The organism is Bacteroides sp. AF32-8BH (genome assembly GCF_003435205.1).
Classification (GTDB): Bacteria; Bacteroidota; Bacteroidia; order Bacteroidales; family Bacteroidaceae; genus Bacteroides; species Bacteroides ovatus.
In genome coordinates this window covers 40,846-55,006 of sequence record NZ_QVLZ01000046.1, presented here as the reverse complement: position 1 = coordinate 55,006, position 14,161 = coordinate 40,846, and the positions used below count along the sequence as shown (strand labels likewise).

Sequence of the window (14,161 nt, the reverse complement as noted above, 5' to 3'; positions counted from 1 at the left end):
GGGCTTTGCGCATAAAAAAGGCTGTGTCAGCGTTTTGACACAACCTCTTTTTTTTGAACGATTTCGAATATTGTTCTTTTTTGAAAACAAGCGATAAGTTAAATGATTGTCGAACTTAATATAGATTGAACGTACGTTATGAGTACATTGAAAAAACTTCAGAACTACATGGGTAAACGGAAAGTGCTTTTGCCTGCGGCAATGCTGCTGTCTGCCCTAAGTGCCCTGGCGGGCATGTTGCCTTATATCCTTATTTGGCTGATTGTGAGAGAACTGCTTGAACACGGAGAGATAACCTCTTCCGGTAATGTGGTGACGTATGCCTGGTGGGCGGCAGGCATGGCCGTGGCGAGCATCGTCCTTTATTTTGCCGCATTGATGTCTTCGCATCTTGCAGCTTTTCGGGTTGAATCGAATTTGCGTAAAGAAGCCATGCGCCAGATAGTGCGTATGCCTCTCGGCTTCTTTGACATTAATACGAGCGGACGTATTCGCAAGATTATAGATGACAATGCAGGGGTTACCCATAGTTTTCTGGCACATCAGTTGCCCGACCTTGCGGCTACTTTTCTAGTGCCGTTGGTAGCTGCCATACTGATTTTTGTGTTCGATTGGATACTCGGTCTGGCATGTATCGTCCCTGTAATTATTGCCATGCTGGTTATGGGTTTTATGATGAATGCGGAGGGACGGCAGTTTATGAAAAGCTACATGACCTCTCTGGAGGAAATGAATACCGAAGCTGTAGAGTATGTGAGAGGAATTCCCGTAGTGAAGGTTTTCCAGCAGACTATTTACTCTTTCAAAAACTTTCACCGCTGTATCATGAATTATAATAAAATGGTATTCGGCTATACACGAATGTGGGAGAAGCCGATGTCGCTCTATACCGTAATAATCAATGGTTTTGTGTTTTTCCTTGCTCCGTTGGCTATTTTGCTGATTGGTTATTCAGGTAATTATGCATCGGTATTACTTAATTTCTTCCTGTTTGTTCTCATTACTCCTGTATTCTCCCAAAGTATCATGAAGAGTATGTATCTCAATCAGGCTTTGGGGCAGGCGAGTGAAGCTATCGGACGTCTTGAGAATCTGGTTGCTTATGAGCACCTGACTGTTGTAGAGCATCCACAACCGGTAAAGGAATTCAGTATTCAGTTCGAAAAAGTTTCCTTCAGCTATCCGGGAGCTAATCAAAAGGCGGTGGATGATGTTAGTTTCACTATTCCGCAAGGAAACACAGTAGCTCTTGTCGGAGCTTCGGGCGGAGGGAAAACAACGATTGCCCGTCTAGTTCCCCGTTTCTGGGAGGCAACGGAAGGGAAAGTTTTAATAGGTGGCATCAATGTAAGAGAAATCGCTCCCGAAGAACTGATGAAATATATTTCTTTCGTGTTCCAGAATACAAAGCTGTTCAAGACTTCTCTGCTCGAAAATATCAAATATGGTAATCCCGACGCGACAATGGAGGAAGTGGAACGGGCAGTAGATATGGCACAATGCCGGGAAATTATCAATAAACTTCCGCTCGGACTGAATACGAAGATTGGTACGGAGGGAACATATCTCTCCGGCGGGGAACAGCAACGGATCGTACTGGCACGTGCAATCCTGAAAAATGCTCCCATCATTGTACTGGATGAGGCGACTGCTTTTGCCGACCCCGAAAATGAGCATCTCATCCAGCAAGCCTTGAAAGAACTGACAAAAGGAAAAACCGTATTGATGATTGCTCATCGTCTTTCAAGCATCACTGATGCCGACAATATCCTCGTCATTGACAAGGGGAAGATTGCGGAACAAGGTACACATGCCAACCTGCTTGGAAAACAAGGCATCTATTATCATATGTGGAATGAATACCAGCAATCTGTTCGCTGGACAATAGGAAAGGAGGTTTCTAATGATTGAAGTAATAAAAAGACGTTTTGCCCTTTCAACTAAAGGAGCGAAAGATTTCTGTAAAGGTGTGTTTTTCACTACACTGCTCGATATTGTATTGATGTTGCCGGCGGTATTTGTTTTTCTTTTTCTTGAGGAATATCTTCGTCCTGTGTTTCAGCCTTCGGCTTCGGCGACGCATGGTATTCTCTATTATAGCATACTCGGTATTGTCTTTATGATAGTCATGTATATATTTGCGGTATTGCAATATCGTAGTACCTATACCACCGTTTATGATGAGAGTGCAAACCGGCGTATCTCATTGGCGGAAAAACTTCGCAAGTTGCCTCTGGCTTTCTTTGGCGAAAAGAATCTTTCCGACCTCACCGCCACGATTATGGATGACTGCACTGATCTCGAGCATACTTTCTCGCATGCGGTTCCCCAGTTGTTTGCTTCCATTATCAGTATTCTGCTTATTACCGTCGGCATGGCATTTTATAACTGGCAGTTGACGATTGCTTTGTTCTGGGTAGTGCCGCTTGCTGCCGCAATCCTTCTTTTCTCGAAGAAGGAAATACAGAAAAGCAATGAAAGTAATTATTTGAACAAGCGGATGGTGACCGAGCATATCCAGGAAGGACTCGATACCATTCAGGAGATAAAATCCTACAATCAGGAGAGAGACTATCTGGAAAAACTGGATGCGAGCATTGATACCTATGAAAAGGTATTGACTCGTAATGAACTGGTGCTCGGCATGTTGGTAAACGGTTCCCAGAGTGTATTGAAACTCGGACTGGCAAGCGTTATTATCGTTGGTGCCAATCTCTTGGCTTCGGGTACGGTTGATTTGTTTACCTATCTTATATTTATGGTTATCGGGTCGCGTGTGTATGCTCCGGTCAGTGAGGTGATGAATAATATTGCCGCTTTGTTCTATTTGGATGTGCGCATCAATAGAATGAATGAGATGGAAGCATTGCCGGTACAAAACGGGACTACCGAATTCACTCCTCAAGGTTATGATATCGAATTCAGACAGGTAGACTTTGCTTATGAGCAGGGAAAACAAATTCTGAATAACTTGTCTTTTATTGCCCGGCAAGGTGAAAAAACGGCTTTGGTTGGTCCTTCAGGTAGTGGCAAGAGTACGGCGGCCAGGTTGGCGGCACGTTTCTGGGATATCCAGTCGGGAAAGATTACCCTCGGCGGGCAGGATATCAGTCGGATTGATCCTGAAACTTTGTTGAAAAACTATTCCGTTGTCTTTCAGGATGTAGTTCTTTTCAATGCTTCCATTATGGATAATATCCGTATTGGCAAACGGGATGCTACGGATGAGGAAGTCCGGAGAGTTGCCCGCTTGGCACAATGTGATGAGTTTGTCACTAAAATGCCGCAGGGATACCAGACGATTATCGGTGAGAATGGAGAAACATTATCCGGCGGTGAGCGTCAGCGTATTTCCATTGCCCGCGCTTTGTTGAAGGATGCTCCGATTGTTCTGTTGGATGAGGCTACGGCTTCGCTTGATGTTGAGAATGAAACCAAGATACAGGCAGGTATATCTGAATTGGTACGTAACAAAACGGTGCTGATTATTGCGCACCGTATGCGCACCGTTGCCAATGCCGACAAAATTGTAGTATTGGAGAATGGAAGTGTTGCTGAAATGGGAACACCGGAGGAATTGAAAAAGAAAAATGGTATATTTGCCCGGATGGTGAACAGACAGGTTACAAATATGAATTGATAAGTAGCAACGATACTATGCAATTTTTGAAAGGAGATATACAAGAGGGAATCTTGAAGGCAGCCGAAGAAGTGTTTCTGGAAAAGGGATACAAGGATGCCTCTATGCGTGAAATAGCTTCGAGGGCAGGGGTGACGGTGAGTAATATCTATCATTATTTCACCAATAAGGATGAGATATTCCGTACGATTCTGAAACCGGTATTGAATGATCTGTATGCTATGATTTATAATCACGATGCAGATCAGATGACGATAGACGTCTTTATGGATTCGGATTATCAGAAAATGTCTGTACGGGAATATATCAGATTGGTCTCTGAACATCGTGACCGTTTGCGGTTGCTGCTTTTTCAGGCACAAGGTTCTGTTTTGGAGAACTTCCGTTCTGAATATACAGATTTGATGACGCGTACGATTTCTGTTTTTTTTCAAGGAATGAAGCAGAAATATCCGCATATCAATATAGCAATAACTAACTTCTTTATTCACCTGAATACGGTATGGTTGTTTGCCCTACTCGAAGAGCTGGTGTTGCATCCTGTGAAGAAAGAAGAGATGGAGAAGTTTATAGCGGAGTATATCGCTTTTGAAACGGCTGGTTGGAAAGAGCTCATGAATGCATGAGCTCTCTCACTTTATTCTCTTACTGATATAAAAAAACGTCCGGCTTTCACAAGCCGGACGTCCTTGCCTCTTTTAGAATATGTCATCTATTCATATTCCAAAATGAATACATTATATGGTTTTTCAACTTAACAACCAAATAAAAGAAATGCGGGTGAATCACTTCGGCCGATTTCTATGTATTTTTAATGTGGCTACGTAATATAATTATGACTAATTAATTTAATTCTGATACTGCAAAGATAGGGGCTTTCCGCTTTTCCCGCAATCCCCTAAAATGGGTATTCTTCTATCAATTACTAGCTATATATAGTGGTTCAGGCGTTTGCATAACTATGCATCCCTCCAAGAACATAATTTACCCCGAAATAGGTCATTAAGACGGTCAGGAAAGCAAGAATCATATAGATATGGAAGAATAGAGGCTTGCGGAAAATGCGCAGACTTTGTGAATGGAAGGCTACTCCATATACCAGAAAAGTAATCAGTGCCCATACTTCTTTCGGGTCCCACGCCCAGTATCGTCCCCAGGAAACGTTTGCCCAAACTGCTCCCAGAAAGATGCCTGCTCCTAAAAAGAAGGTGGCAGGGTAGAGCAGCAAGCGGCTGACTAGCGTCAACTGTTCTATCCGGTTGTCTTGTATAGCGTCGTTTCCGGAGACATTGTTTTCCGATTCTTTTTTCCGGAGGCATAATGCCAGTATTCCGTTTAGCATGATGAATGCCAATAGGGCATAAGACATCATAATCAATGAAACATGAATACTTAGCCATGGAGAGACGAGCACCGGCATTAATGGGGTTATCTGGGGATTCATTTGTCCCAGATAGGAAACCAACAAAGCAAAGCCGGAGAGGAGGAATCCGAATGGAAGTATAAATGAAAATCTTCGATGGAGCAGACAGGCTATCAAAAGAATACAAAGAGCCATAAACTGCATGGTTTCGTAACCGTTGCTAAGTGGAATACGACCGCCGATGTACCAGCGCAGGCAATATCCTGCTAAATGGAATATGAAAGCAAGATAGAGTGCAACAGAAAAGAAAGTTCCTGCTGTGCGGGAAATCGTTTTGGCTTTGGGCGAGAGGATATTTCTTTGCAGGCTGTTATGAAGTAGAAGCAGGAAAGACAACACTCCCAATGACAGATTTATCATAAAAAGAATCTTGCTGAACGGAATCCGGTTGTAGAGTAATTCTGCTTTCACTTCCAGTTCGGAGAGAGGTTGCACGCTGCCATCAGTGGGTAATGGATGGATGAATGTTCCTTTTTCCAACATCAGGATCAGGCCTACTTTTTCATCTGTTTCCTGGATTGCTTTGGCGAGTTTGTTTTGTTGTCCTTGTTCACGTTGCCAATGTTCACGGAGACGGTAAACAGAACCGTCAAATAAATCAGTTAATCGAGCATAAGGTGTTTGTAAGTTTAATAAATGCTGTAATTCTGTATTTTTGATGTATATCAATGGCTCATTTCTCCACACTTCCGGATAAAGTAACCAGCCACCTATCACTTGTTCAGGTGTCAATCCTTTATATGAAGCTTCTCCTGTCAGTTTCTGAATGAAATCACGGGCTAATGTGTTGAAAGGTACTACCCGGTCGTGATAAATAACCTGTTCCTGTGCTAAACTGTCCGCTTGTGTTTGTTTCAATGCAGGAAGGAGTTTTTTTTGTGCTTGCATGTTACCTGCAAGGCAGAAAATAAACAGTATAAATACACCTCCTTTTTTAAGTAGCGGGTGGTTTAGCAGGCGTCGGAAATCACTACTGCGGGAAAATAGTAGCCAAATCATGGAGAGACCGAGCAGGATATATCCTGCATAAGTCACTCCTGTTCCCCATGGATCATAATTGACAGTCAGCCAGCTCCCTTTTCCGTCATCATCGAAAGATGACTGATAGAAACGGAAACCTTGTGATGTAAATATACGATTCATTGAAATCTGTTCGTGTAATAGAACATTTTTCTGTCCGGGAAGAGAGTAGGTGATATAGCTGATGTAGTCTGCCGGTGCTTCTGTTCCGGGATAGTATGCTATACGGAAACTATCTAGTTGTATTGTGAATGGCAGATCAGCTTTTCTGCCGCTTTCCGATTCCTGGAAACTGTCTATCGTTGCCCCTGGAAGCAAGTGTACGTATCCTTTTTTGCTTCCGATAAACGTAATCATGGCCCCCACCAAGATAACGAGGAGGGAGCCATGAAACAACAATATGGGGAACCGTCGCCATAAAGCGCGTCGGATGAGAGCAACAAGTGCAATGGTGGCAATTGTTCCCCACAAACAACAAAACCAACATGTATGATATATATTTCTTTCTACAAAATCTGTCCCATACGCTTGTTCTACGAAAGTAGTCACAGCGAGTAGTCCCACCAGACAGATATATAAGATAATAAGTAACCTTTTCAACTGTATAATCTTTTATGATATTAAAATGGAGCGTATTCCTTGTTCTTACATTCTTTCACTCCCATACATTCCATCTCAATCAACCATCCGGGACGGCATACCGGAGCATGAACAAATACTTTAGGAGTATGTGGGAAACGTTTGTCATACATTGCTTTAACAACTGTATAGTCGGCTATGTCACGCAGATATACAATCATTTGTCCCAAATCTTCAAACGTGCAGTCCGCTTCTTTCAACAGGGTTTCCACATTCTCCCACATTCGTTCTGTCTGTTTGCGGATGTTGCCGGGATATACCACTTCGCCTTTGTTGTTGATACTTGCCGTTCCTGAAATAAATACCTGTCGGCGGTCTCCATAATCTACATACGTACCACGTTCAAAGCTTACTCCATATTCATAAGTTGGGTTCAGATGGGTAGGAGCATAGAGGAAATGAATCTGTTCCGGTTGCAGTCCTGCTACAGCGTAAGTATCCATTTGTACTAGTACTTTCGGGTCGGTATGCCGGCCGTCGATGCCTGTGCTGGAAATATAATGTGTTTTTTCTGTCAGGTTTTGGGTGACAAAAACTTCATTACGTGCTTTCACTACTCCGGCATAATTCACATCTACATTTTGCACGAAAAACCATGTACGGATACAATTGTCTGCCAGTTTACAACCTTGTTCCATGAGTTGCATCACATAGTCGTTCAATAATAGACGGGTCTGGTATTCCGAATTGGCGGCACGATTGAATGCACTACCGCCCCAGAAGTGGCGATAGGCACTGTGTTTCACCTCAAAAAGCCCGTTATGTAAGACTTGTGTCTGTACATCTGTCAACAGGTAAACCCATAAGGCAATTTTTGTTCCGTCCAGCGGGGGCTGTTCCACAATGGAAAGTGCGCAGTCCGAACCTTCGGTTGTCAATGCCAGTAGTGTATCTGCCTGATTGGCAGCGTCACTAAGGAAATAACGTTTGAGGATGGCAACTGCTCCTTTCAATTCTTGGGTAAGTAAATAATCGTAGGTGTTTAATACTGCATTCAGCTGTTCTTCGTATGTATCTTCCGGTTTAGTAGAATGAATGATAATATGATACTCTGAAGCTTCTCCTCCTGCATTATATTTAAAAATCTCTGTTAGCGTCTTTTCAGACTGAATATTCTGTTGTTTTTTGTTGTTCATATCAGTTGGGTAAATAACTATTTATTCTTGCGCACCGTTATTGATCCAGTCGCCAATAAGGGTCAAAATCGGAGATGATACTATTTCTTTTGAGTGATCGTATCCCCAGGTTGAACTAATAGTGGTATTCAATAATGTGTGCAATACGCTTTCTTGCGCACTGCCCGGCTTGACGAGTAACATGCCATCTACTTTCTTCGACGGGCGGTTGACCAGTGCCTCGTAACTTTTGCCTTCTGTCAGATACAGGTTGGCTGCTGCCGAACTACTTCCACCATGACAGTGTGCGCATGTCGTATTAAATACTTTTTCTTGAATGCCATGGTACATACCTACATTTACAGTTCCCACATCCATAAGGATGGTGTCGTCAACTGCTGTAAGGTCGTCCATTGACTGAAAACTGATAACTCGTTTTCTCAATTTATTAATAACGCACAATTCAATAGTGGTTACTTTATCACTGACTCCTGTCATCGTAACCTGGATCTCATCATCTTCGACCGCCGGAATTGTTTTGGTGACAACGGCATACTCGCTCTCATCACTGAAGCCTGCCACTACAACACTATAACCATCGGGCCATTTACTGATACCATTGATCTTACCGCTCATCTTCAGCGTGCGTCCTTCTTCTGATAGGGTCTCTGTCTTTTCGTAAATACGTCCGTCATCGCATGATGTGATGTATGCCAATAACAGTAGATACCCCCCGAAAAGAATGTATTTTTTCATAAACAAATCCTTTCTTGTGCTATTTAGAATGTATACTGAAGTAGAATACTGGCCGAATGTACTGCCAAACCTAAATCGTCGTTATCCCGATCAAGTTGGGTATCATGACCTTTACGGGCAATATACTGGTACATCGCTTGTAACTTCAGATTACAGTTCCTGAAAAAATAGTTCATACCCACGGCTGGCATATTTAGAAAACCATTGGTGTCCATTCCGTTACGGTTGAAGAAATCATAGCGTGCAGCTGCTTGCAGACGGGGGGCAACGAAGTAACCACCTTGTACATAGCCGCCCAGGTAATTATATGACTCGGAAATCTTTTGTCTTTTTGTGAAGCCAACATTCATATAATAGACTTCAGCACCCAGGTAAAGTTTGTTCTTTAGCATTGCAAACTCCAATCCGGCACGATAATCATTGGTACTTTCATTTTCACTTTCTACATTGATAGAGGTAGAAATACCAAACATGATTTTGTCTTCATTCAGCCTGTTCGGATTTCCCTGTGTAGCGGGCATCACTCCTTTAGGCATATAGGTGAAACGTCCGGCGTACAGTAAAGACGGAATGTGCCAGTCATCACTAAATGTTTTTGTTGCTGTATTTACCGCTGCACCCGTACCGTTGAATAAACCGATTTCATACCCGAATTTATCAGCTACCAAACCGTGAATCTCTACACCTAAATCGAATCCGGTGCCAATATTGGGTGTTACCGCATTCAAAGAATAGGGGAGGATAACGGGAGTAGTCAGTGATACTGGCAAACTAGGTAACAATGTTTCTCCCAGTGTTGTCAGGTAGGCATGTGAAAACGGAGTTTTGAATTTACCGACCCGGATGGCAAACTGCTTTTTCAGTTGAACATCAAACCAGGCTTGTTGAAGTAATGCGCCTCCACTGGCTGCCGCATTTATGGAAAGGTTGAAAGATACTTTATCGAAAGCCTTTCCGGTGAATCCGAGTACGGCGTAAGGAACTGAAAATCCGGAGTTGGCTATGTTATCTTGATTGTATGCTTTATCCAGTCCTTCATCGTCGTACCAATTGAAGTTTGCACTGGTCTGTACGAGCAGATAGGGTTTGAATACAAAATCTCCTTTCTTGGTTTCGATAGTGAATCCTTCTCTTCCAGCTAATGATACTACACCATTTTCTGTATCTTCTTCATGTTGTGCCATAGCGGCCAAAGGCATTATGGCAGTCAGCATGGCAATGATTATAAATCTCTTCATAATTACTTTATATATACTACTTTTAGTTTAAAGTGAATTTAAAAATGCAATCAGCGCATCCCGGTCTTCCTTACTCATATTCTTAAATAAGTTCTTTGATGCTTCTCCTTCTCCGCCATGCCACATGATGGCTTCTGTCAGATTGCGGGCACGTCCGTCATGCAAGAAATAAGTATGTCCGTTGACCTTTTCTTGTAAGCCGATTCCCCAAAGAGGGGTAGTACGCCATTCGTTTCCACGTGCCAGCCCGCTTATATAGTTGTCGTTCAGTCCGACTCCCATAATTTCAGAACCCATATCATGTAATAGATAATCAGAATAAGGGTGAATCGTTTGACCGCCTAACCACGGGAGTTGAGTATTATTTAATAAAACACTACCACGTGTCTTAGTGTGTAAAGTGGTCACATGACAGAGATGACATTTGGCTTTATAGAAGTTCTGTTCCCCTTTGATTACTTGCGGATCGTTTACATTACGCCGGGCGGGAACACCAAGACTTTGCATATAGAGATCTACGTTTTCCATCTCTTCTGTGCTGACATCCAGTTGGTCGTAAGAAAGCCCCATCATGCTACCTTGGTTTACTTGTATTTGTCCTTCACAGATTTCTTCCGGATAGCGGCTGTTGGTAACGCCCATATCACTGGAGAATCCCAATTCTACAGTTAAATCGGCATGTTGAGCTTTGTTGCCGGACAATCCCAGACTTCTCACTCCGCGTTCGGTGATGTAATTACATCGTCCGCTGATTCCATATTCGGGATAATTACTTTTTGCTGCAAGTGCTTCAATTTCAACAGGATCTAGTGCCATCATTTGCCCCATGCCTACATGGCGTAATGGAATACGTACGGTACAAAACAAATCTTCCGGTTTGATTTCTTCGGCATACCATTCAGATATAGTATAATTGGGTTTGCAAAGTGTGTAGGCTTCTCCATCAGGGAAAGAAAATGTCTCGTAAGTGTATTCCACAGACAGTTTGCCTTCCGGTTGCACTCCATAGATTGCCTGGTCATGAAGCACACGTCCATAATCTTGAAAGAAAGCTCCGTTTTTACGGGATATGTAGACTAGCATGGAAGAGAATCCATAGCTGCCCGATCCACCCTCTGTCCATAAAGAGGGTTTGGTACGTCCCGCATTCCGGTGGCAACTGCCGCACGAATAACCGGCATAAACGGGACCAAGTCCGCCGCCATGACCGTTGTTACTTGTACGTACATCGTCATATAGCCTGTCACCTCGGGTGAAACGTACATCGTATGCTCCTGTTATCCAATCTGCAGGCGTGTCATAAGCAACAGACGAATTCAAGAAAATAGTTGATGTTCCGGCTGATAGAGCATAGCCCTCCGGAATCTCGATATCCAATATGTCAATTCCGTCATCATCACAGGCAGAGCATGCCAACAGGCAAAAGAAAGAGAATGAATATTTTAGAAAGTGATTCATTGTTTATTGACTTTGTTTCAATAATATGTTTTAAACATACCAAAGAAGTAAAGGTGGATCATTGAATTCCAACCTTTACTTCTCAATAATATCTTAGCTAAGATAAAGCTTTATTGTACTTTACGTGGTTCACCGTTTTTGTAGAGAAGGAATTCCAATGTGTGGAAACCGCGTACATTTTGTGCCGATTCGACAGCAGCTTCATCATCACCTTCACTCCATTCGAGATCACTCCAACTTTGAGAATTCAGTATTTGTACAATAGCATTCTGATCCAAAGGCCAGCTGTCCATGTTAGGATCAAGTCCCATTTCGTCTACCGGACCGAATAAGAAAGCTTCGCTCTTTTCCCATGGTTCACGGGCAGTGATCCAAGCATCACAAGCTGTTTCAAAAGCACTATTTGACGGATTGTCTGCAAGGGCTATTACTGCATTGTAGAGAGCGTCATTTTTTTCTTTCAAACTTTTGTAGGTAGGCACTACTACTGCATCTACATATTGTGTTACTACAGGATTAAGTACTGCGTCCGTATTGATATTGTTGCTATTATTTGCAATATAGGATTTTAAGTCATTCTTCAGTATACTTTCCAGCTCTGCACAAGCATCCATAGCTGCTACCGTTTCGTTACTGGGAATATGATTACGGAAAGGTTGCGGAATATCCTGAATGGCTTTTGCCGCTTTTTGGATAGCATTCTTTATCTTGGTATCTAATGATGAATTAGCACCGGCGATAACAGTAGATAAAGAATTAGCATTTATATTACCGTCTAAAGAACCGTAATATGCATTCCGGATGGAATAAATGTTATTGGTATAGTCATCACGAGAATGCCAGCTGTACCAGGATTCCACAGCATATAATGCTTCTTCAGTATTTCCGGCTTTATACAAGTTGTATGGGTCACCAATTTTGGCAGTACCGACTTCATTGGCAATTTCCGCGCATTTATCCACGATTTCTTCCACACAGCTCAAGGCGCTTGCGTAAGGAGAGCCACTATGAGCCTTGAACAGGGAAGCATAGCTTTCACCTCCTTTATAGCTTGAATTCCATGCGTTGTAGAGATTGGTTGCATCTGTTTTTAGAAGTGCTGCTACATTTCTCATGTAGTTATGCCAGCTTGATGCGTTTTCAGGAGTGTAATCAATATTGGCAGGATCTACTGTTGGGTTGTCATCATCACTGCTGCAAGAAGTTGTTGTGAATGCTAATCCCAATATTAGGGCTGCGACATAAAAGAATTTTGTTTTCATCATATAAAAATTAAATAATTGATTATTTGTTATTTCTTAATAAACCATCCTATATAGGCAATTCCAATAGAAAATTCGTTTTCACTGTTGTATGACTTTGATACGCCAAAAACTTTATTTGTACCAATCTGGCGGGTTGCATAGTCTGCTTTTATCACTAAGTTTGGCAAAGCGTACCAATTTAATCCCGCTGTCCACATACTTACTTGGCAACGTTTTTCCATCGTTTGCCCTTTTTCCCCTTTCTCTTGTGGGTTGTAGTATTCATAGCGGGCAAATGGATAGATTACCGGAATCTTTTTATTGCCTCCGAAGACCGAGCGGATATTAATACCGGCTTCTGCTGCATAACTTACGGCATTCTTCGCTACCGGAGCCAGACGGCTGTAAGGCGATTTATTGGATAATTTGACATTTGCCTGACTTACTCCTAATGAATTTCCTAAATTTCCATATAAGATATTACCGCGTGCCGTTACATATTTATTGCGATACTGTGCATCTGCGGTGAAGATTCTTATCGGAATTTTTCCATAGCTTGCATAAGTCTGTTCTTTATCAGAGTTGGCTCCTGCATCTGCACAATAATAAAATGATGCACCTACACGTAAACCGGGAACTCCTTTATAATCTAAACGAAATACATACGCGGGAGAAGTGAAGTTGTCTTCCTCAAAGATTCCCTGTTTGCCACTACCTACCCATGTGTTACGATCGAATCCATTAGGGTTCAGGCCTGCTACCACCATAGCTTGATAATCGAAGCTTGCATACCCTTTTCCGAAAGAACCAAAGATTTCCAGACCATTTTCATGCCAGGTAGAAGGCAAAAGGCTTGTTTCACCTTCCGGGCGTGAAGTTCCGAAGAAATTGATCGGTTCATGGTGTGCGTTAGTCAATCCTACCGGAACAATAATATGTCCGGCACGTACATTGAGGGAGCGGTGAATTAAACGTGTGATGTGAAATTGTTCGATAGCTACTTCACCTCCTTTTTCAACTTCTGTTTCGTATTCACCGTTTTCGGTGTTTTCTAATTCGAAAGCTGTACCTGTTCCACCAGATTCGAACTCAATCTCTGCACCGAGTATCCATTTGGAATTGAACTTATAATCAAAAGCTAAAACGAAACGGGGAATTGAAATGGTATTCCTGTTTTTCTTTGGATTACCATCGTTTCCTCCATAGAAACGGTTGATGCCATAATCTTTAAAATTAGCGACCATTTCACCGTATCCTCCAAAACGGAATTTTGTATATTCTTCTGTAGAAGAATTACTACTTTTGGAAATTTCTTTTGTCTCCTGTGCTGGAATTGTAAGAGAAGGTAGGAGACTAAGAATAACGATTGCTGTTATTTTTCTCATCTTTTTAATAATTTTATCGGCTGCAAAGTTAGATGAGGTTAAAAAATGTGGCAATACCTAATATTAGGCATAGTTGTTTCTTAAATTCAGTATATGTAGGTAATTTTAATCTAAAGAGTAAAAAAAATATAGTAGTAGATAAAATAAAACAGACAAATGTGTATTTCAGTATGATAATTTTTACTGATATACACCTTTGTCTGTTGTTAGTGTGTAGAGTTGTCTTTATTATTTCATAGTGTC

Annotated in this window: 10 protein-coding genes; 3 read left to right on the top strand and 7 right to left on the bottom strand. The window is 42.1% G+C overall.

The features are described 5' to 3' along the window. Positions 1-138 precede the first annotated feature (138 nt). Genes DWZ47_RS24785 through DWZ47_RS24775 form a run of 3 tightly spaced genes read left to right on the top strand, consistent with a single transcriptional unit; the run spans position 139 to position 4,266 of the window. Positions 139-1,911 carry an ABC transporter ATP-binding protein gene (locus tag DWZ47_RS24785; protein ID WP_004300133.1) on the top strand — a complete coding sequence of 591 codons (1,773 nt, stop codon included), beginning with the start codon at positions 139-141 and terminating at the stop codon, positions 1,909-1,911. Then, entirely contained in the window at positions 1,904-3,640 is a 1,737-nt protein-coding gene (locus DWZ47_RS24780) for an ABC transporter ATP-binding protein (RefSeq protein WP_117515023.1), read from the top strand. Before DWZ47_RS24785 ends, DWZ47_RS24780 begins: the two co-directional genes overlap by 8 nt. Positions 3,641-3,657: 17 nt before the next feature. Further along, positions 3,658-4,266 (top strand): TetR/AcrR family transcriptional regulator, encoded by a 609-nt coding sequence (locus tag DWZ47_RS24775; protein WP_004300131.1) that lies wholly within the window; start codon positions 3,658-3,660, stop codon positions 4,264-4,266. A 317-nt stretch (positions 4,267-4,583) separates the two neighbouring features. Here DWZ47_RS24775 and ccsA read toward each other — a convergent pair whose 3' ends face one another. From ccsA to DWZ47_RS24740, 7 genes are all read right to left on the bottom strand, one after another. Then, positions 4,584-6,683, bottom strand: coding sequence for a cytochrome c biogenesis protein CcsA (ccsA, locus tag DWZ47_RS24770; protein ID WP_004317851.1), 2,100 nt, complete (start codon positions 6,681-6,683; stop codon positions 4,584-4,586). Between the two features lie 20 nt (positions 6,684-6,703). Continuing rightward, positions 6,704-7,858, bottom strand: a complete 1,155-nt coding sequence (locus DWZ47_RS24765; protein WP_117515021.1) for a Rid family hydrolase — start codon at positions 7,856-7,858, stop codon at positions 6,704-6,706. A 21-nt stretch (positions 7,859-7,879) separates the two neighbouring features. Then, entirely contained in the window at positions 7,880-8,593 is a 714-nt protein-coding gene (locus DWZ47_RS24760) for a hypothetical protein (protein WP_117515019.1), read from the bottom strand. A gap of 23 nt (positions 8,594-8,616) precedes the next feature. Next, positions 8,617-9,831, bottom strand: coding sequence for a porin (locus tag DWZ47_RS24755; RefSeq protein WP_117515017.1), 1,215 nt, complete (start codon positions 9,829-9,831; stop codon positions 8,617-8,619). Positions 9,832-9,858: 27 nt separating this feature from the next. Further along, positions 9,859-11,289 (bottom strand): di-heme oxidoredictase family protein, encoded by a 1,431-nt coding sequence (locus DWZ47_RS24750; protein ID WP_004311875.1) that lies wholly within the window; start codon positions 11,287-11,289, stop codon positions 9,859-9,861. A gap of 110 nt (positions 11,290-11,399) precedes the next feature. Continuing rightward, positions 11,400-12,554: an imelysin family protein gene (locus tag DWZ47_RS24745; protein ID WP_008776579.1), complete on the bottom strand. Its 1,155-nt coding sequence runs from the start codon at positions 12,552-12,554 to the stop codon at positions 11,400-11,402. Positions 12,555-12,580: 26 nt separating this feature from the next. Further along, positions 12,581-13,918, bottom strand: coding sequence for a hypothetical protein (locus DWZ47_RS24740; RefSeq protein ID WP_117515015.1), 1,338 nt, complete (start codon positions 13,916-13,918; stop codon positions 12,581-12,583). Between the last annotated feature and the right edge of the window lie 243 nt (positions 13,919-14,161).

Coding starts and splice junctions, on each gene's coding strand:
- DWZ47_RS24775 (WP_004300131.1), top strand. CDS start 3,658: ATGCAATTTTTGAAAGGAGATATACAAGAGGGAATCTTGAAGGCAGCC.
- DWZ47_RS24765 (WP_117515021.1), bottom strand. CDS start 7,858: ATGAACAACAAAAAACAACAGAATATTCAGTCTGAAAAGACGCTAACA.
- DWZ47_RS24755 (WP_117515017.1), bottom strand. CDS start 9,831: ATGAAGAGATTTATAATCATTGCCATGCTGACTGCCATAATGCCTTTG.
- DWZ47_RS24780 (WP_117515023.1), top strand. CDS start 1,904: ATGATTGAAGTAATAAAAAGACGTTTTGCCCTTTCAACTAAAGGAGCG.
- DWZ47_RS24785 (WP_004300133.1), top strand. CDS start 139: ATGAGTACATTGAAAAAACTTCAGAACTACATGGGTAAACGGAAAGTG.
- DWZ47_RS24760 (WP_117515019.1), bottom strand. CDS start 8,593: ATGAAAAAATACATTCTTTTCGGGGGGTATCTACTGTTATTGGCATAC.
- DWZ47_RS24750 (WP_004311875.1), bottom strand. CDS start 11,289: ATGAATCACTTTCTAAAATATTCATTCTCTTTCTTTTGCCTGTTGGCA.
- DWZ47_RS24740 (WP_117515015.1), bottom strand. CDS start 13,918: ATGAGAAAAATAACAGCAATCGTTATTCTTAGTCTCCTACCTTCTCTT.
- DWZ47_RS24745 (WP_008776579.1), bottom strand. CDS start 12,554: ATGATGAAAACAAAATTCTTTTATGTCGCAGCCCTAATATTGGGATTA.